Source organism: Aequoribacter sp. (assembly GCF_965659035.1).
GTDB lineage: Bacteria > Pseudomonadota > Gammaproteobacteria > Pseudomonadales > Halieaceae > Aequoribacter.
The window spans coordinates 1-4,538 of the sequence record NZ_CBFHWH010000101.1; the positions used below are offsets into that span (position 1 = coordinate 1).

At 48.9% G+C, this 4,538-nt stretch carries 6 protein-coding genes; 1 reads left to right on the top strand and 5 read right to left on the bottom strand.

Annotated features, from left to right (window positions below):
* From ACTF5Z_RS10740 to ACTF5Z_RS10755, 4 genes are all read right to left on the bottom strand, one after another.
* A partial coding sequence (locus ACTF5Z_RS10740) for a carboxylesterase family protein (RefSeq protein ID WP_438985626.1) occupies positions 1–392 on the bottom strand: 392 nt, incomplete at its 3' end.
* A gap of 61 nt (positions 393–453) precedes the next feature.
* Complete coding sequence (locus ACTF5Z_RS10745) at positions 454–1,398, bottom strand: D-2-hydroxyacid dehydrogenase (RefSeq protein ID WP_438985627.1); 945 nt, start codon at positions 1,396–1,398, stop codon at positions 454–456.
* Between the two features lie 197 nt (positions 1,399–1,595).
* Entirely contained in the window at positions 1,596–1,952 is a 357-nt protein-coding gene (locus ACTF5Z_RS10750) for a GFA family protein (RefSeq protein WP_438985628.1), read from the bottom strand.
* Between the two features lie 64 nt (positions 1,953–2,016).
* Positions 2,017–2,214 (bottom strand): hypothetical protein, encoded by a 198-nt coding sequence (locus tag ACTF5Z_RS10755; protein WP_423850562.1) that lies wholly within the window; start codon positions 2,212–2,214, stop codon positions 2,017–2,019.
* Between the two features lie 156 nt (positions 2,215–2,370).
* Here ACTF5Z_RS10755 and ACTF5Z_RS10760 point away from each other — a divergent pair, with 156 nt between their 5' ends.
* Positions 2,371–3,969, top strand: coding sequence for a tetratricopeptide repeat-containing sulfotransferase family protein (locus ACTF5Z_RS10760; RefSeq protein ID WP_438985629.1), 1,599 nt, complete (start codon positions 2,371–2,373; stop codon positions 3,967–3,969).
* A gap of 46 nt (positions 3,970–4,015) precedes the next feature.
* On the opposite strand, the gene ACTF5Z_RS10765 is transcribed toward ACTF5Z_RS10760, so the two are convergent.
* Positions 4,016–4,538 (bottom strand): TonB-dependent receptor domain-containing protein (locus ACTF5Z_RS10765; protein WP_438985630.1); only part of this gene is annotated, 523 nt, incomplete at its 5' end.

Consider the following 4,538-nt stretch of genomic DNA (forward strand, 5'->3'; position numbering starts at 1 on the left):
AACGACACCACGACAACGCCTTCTTGGGCAATCAGCTCGCCAGGAATGTTGCCACTACCTGCTCGAAAGCCGCCGCCGTGGATCCACACCATCACCGGGTGCTTACCCGCTGTATCGGGTGTCCACACATTTAGAAACAAACAGTCTTCGCTTTGTTCCTTAGAGACGCCCAAACCGTAGCGGGGCTGGGGGCAGCTTGCAGAGAACTCATTGCCGTAACTCACACCGTCCCATACAACATCCTCTACAACAGCCCAGCGTTTTTCGCCAACAGGGGCTTGCGCGTAAGGTATGGACTTGTATACCGCAGACTCAGCACTGACTAATCCAACATAGCCGGCGACAGCGAATATTAGTCCACTGAATACTATTTTTATTGTGTTTGTTCGCATGGTTTATCTCTTATGATTCGCAGAGCAAGTGAGTTGACCCTTTGTTTGCACGCAACAGATACTAATAGCCCTTAGCGAAATCTACCACATGCAACAGCGGCTGATTTTTTAAAAAGCGCTCGAGATTCTGTGCAAATACTCTCACAGCAGCCTCGATATTCGTTGGTGCCGAGGTATGGCTGGTCACGTATACCTGTGGGTGTGGCCAAAAGCGGTGGCTTGAAGGTAGCGGCTCTTCATTAAATACATCTAGAACCGCGGCCCGTAAGTGCCCTGAATCAAGTACCTGCACCAAAGCGTCTTCATCCACACAGTTACCTCTTCCGGTATTCAATAAAACCGCATTGGGTGCTAAGGCATGCAATAGATCCGTGGACACCAAATCGTCAGTCTCTGGTGTATTGGGCATTACGCAGAGTAGGTAATCTAGATCTTTGGCAAAATCTAAACGTTGCTCGTAGGTAAAACAGGACTCAAAGACAGGTGGACAGCGACCGGACCGATTAAATCCGGTAACGCGCAAGCCCAAGGCTTGAGCGGCGAGTGCAACGTCGCAAGCAATATCACCGGTACCCATAATACCAAGACGCTTTCCCAACACTGTGACGGGTGCTCGCTGGTTCCAGCTCGTGTCCTGAGCGTAGTCCAAAATTTGACGCTCCAAGGCGAGTATCCAGCCTAACACGTACTCACTCATCACCTGCCCAAACACACCCTTAAGGCCCGTCAACTGATAATCTCGCCTCGGATGATTGATCAATGGGGTCACGCCAGCCCAGGTAGACTGCACCCATTTTAAGGCCGGTGCGTCTGATAAAAAGCGAGCAATCTTATCTGGCGCACCTATCATAATTGTCGTGGCAGCCAACAGGGATGGATCAGGGTCCGACGATGCACCATAGTGAAGGTCCGCCGGCACAACTTGAGCACAAAGATCCGCAAGCGGCGAGTTTTGGTCGTCAAGAATCAATAAAACGTCCTGACTGTAACATGAGTTAGCGCTCATTAACTCCGTCCTGTGAGCTACTTATCGTTGCGAGATCGGTAGGTCACAACGCGCCAGAACAATACACTTAAAACACCTGCGATCATGCCCACCACGATCTCCAAACCGTACTGACTTAAAATCTCTTGCATAGGGTACTTTCCTTAGTTGACTGTGTATTGCAATATCTTTCGACGAAAAGAACATATCGTCAAAAACTAAGACTCAAAGTACGCACCTTTGCCATCAATTTCGACGACCCGTTCAACACGCGGTGGGTTGGTCACGCACTTTAAATTGACGCTATAAGCCTCGGGGTGTGAGCGCGGCTGGTAAAAACTTTTGATACCACAGGTCTTACAAAAATAATGATTGGCAGAGTGAGTGCCAAACGAATAAGCCGTGAGATTCTCTTGCGCAGAAAGTAACGTGAAATCCTCATGCGGAATGAACAAATGCTCGTAATCAATCAGAGAACAAATCGAGCAATTACATTTCCAGATCTCAACCGCATCGTCACTGATAAACGAAAATTTTACTTCGCCGCAGTGGCAGCCGCCCGTGTAACGTGTCATTAGCGTATCGTCTGTCCTTTTATAGCTAAGCATCGAGTGTAACGTGATTTGGGTACGGGCTCTATCACGAAACAAAGTTGGCCACGTAATAGGCTTCGCGATCTGCTTTATTCATACCAGCAGTATCCTCCATAAACCGGTTGCGATCTTGCCGGCTATTAAACAGCCAAATGCAGACCGTATCACTCGAGTGATAAATGGCCTTTAGCTCGTCATCAATGTCGCAGAGTTCCTCTGGAATCTCGGTTTTAATACAGATCATGGCAATCGACTACCTACAATTAATAAATGCCAGAGTAACGTAACTGCCGACCTTGCACCAAACCTAAAGCAACCTTCGGTCTAAAGTCTTCGCCCAACATTAATCCTGCGGTTGAGGCATAATAGCAATTCACTGGGTTCAATCGTTCGGTTACGCATGGTCAGCACTGACAATACCTTTATCCGGCAGGGCTTGCTGGCTATACAAAATAAACAGTATCGTGAAATCTACGACCAAGCCATTGCTCGCATCCACAAAAACGTAAAAGACGCACCCGCATACTTTGTTCTCGGTAAGATATCAGCCGACCACAATAACCACACCAAAGCCTTGGAACTGTTTGAAAAAGCCAGTGTGCTGGCACCAGAAAGTGAGTACTGCCAAGCGTACTATGCACAAATGCTGACCCTGTCGGGGGACCAAATTAAAGCTAAGCACCAAGCAGATCGTTGCGCTGAGCTTACTATCAACGACCACCACATTGCCGACATGCTAGGCGTGATCTATACCCGCGCAGGTTTTCACGAACTTGCCGTACCTTGGTTTAAAAAAGCCGTCGCACTTAATCCCAATGTTGCGAACTACCACTATAACCTTGGGGCCTCTCTTCAGTTTATTGGCGATTTTGAGGGCGCCGACGCCGCTTACAAGGCTTGCTTAGCATTGGACAAGGACAACTATCGGGCGCTATCGTCCTTAGCACAGTTAACCAAACAGCCAACAGGTTCACCTTTGGTTGCGCAGTTAGAAGCGCGTTTTTCCAGAGCAGCGAACGACGCCGATGCTCAACTTCACCTAGGTCACGCGATAGCCAAATGCCTTGAAGATACGGGCGATTACCCAAACAGCTTGAACTGGTTACACAAAGCCAAAGCGGGCAAACAAAGAGGGGCATCAGCTGTAGATTTCGCTAGTATTATCACAGGCCTCAAAGCCCTAACCACCGACCAAGCTAACGAGGGTATCGAAGATTCACCCATCTTTGTCGTGGGACTACCTAGAACAGGCACAACCCTGGTGGATCGCATTATCGGGTCGCATTCACAGGTTCATTCAGCGGGCGAGCTTAGCCTGTTTGGAAACCTCATTAAGCAGGCCGTAAAAACTCCCTCGAACTTAACCTTAGATTATGAAACCGTCGAAGCCGCTGTAATGTTTAACGGCGAAACCTTCGAACACCTTGGTCGCGAGTATATAGCTCTAACGGGGGAGCTCAGCCGTGGCGCCGCTCGAGTTATCGATAAGATGCCACTCAACTTTTTTTACTGCGGACTTATCCACCAAGCACTGCCCAACGCAAAAATTATTGCCCTACGGCGTAACCCCATGGACAGCTGTTTAAGTAACTACCGACAGTTACTCACAACCCAGCAGGCCTATTACGCTTACACCTATGATTTGTTAGAGACCGCCAAGTTCTACTGTTTATTCGATGAGCTGATGGCACATTGGACTAAGACCTTACCTGAAGATCGGTTCATGCAGGTCCAGTACGAAGACATCGTGTTTAACCAATTAGGACAGACCCAGCGGCTGCTCGAGTTCTGTGGACTAGACTGGGAAGAGGCGTGCTTGAACTTTCATGAGAACGATGCCCCAGTATCTACCGCAAGCTCAGTCCAAGTGCGACAACCTTTATATTCGGGGTCGATAGGGCGGTGGCAACGCTACGGCGACAAACTTAATGAGCTAGAACATTATCTGAAAGGGCAAGGTATCGATACCAACCAAGGCTTGCCGGCTAATACTCAATAACAAAAAAGGGGCCATAGCCCCTTTCAAACCTGCAAAGGTTAAGCCATTAAAAGTCCACGCTGAAACGCAGGCCCATAGAGCGGGGCGGTAACACGTTAGATTTGAAATAACGGTTGGTCGCGCCAGATACAGTTTGGTTGTATAGAGCGGTCTGCTCAACACCGCTCTCTGCAAACTCGTTAAACAGGTTGTCAACGAAGAACGTGACGTTCCAGTTATCCACTCGATATACGGCAGCCGCGTTCGCGATACCGAAGCTATCCAAGGTTAAACTATCGCCACGTCCACCGGTTCGAGACAGCACGTCACCCTGCCATGCATAACCCGCATTCAAGGTCAGATCATTACCGTTGCTTAGCGTCATATCGTAAGAGGCAAACAACGAGACTTGGTTCTCAGGAGAGCCCGGCAAACGATCGCCTTTAATGCCATCTTCAAACGCTGTCGCAAACCCAGGCGTAATAATGGTACGAATTAACGAGGGCACGTCAGAGGTTAACTCCGTACTGGTGTGGCTAAATGAACCGCGTACACGCAGTGCATCGGTCGCCAACCAATCGATATTCATC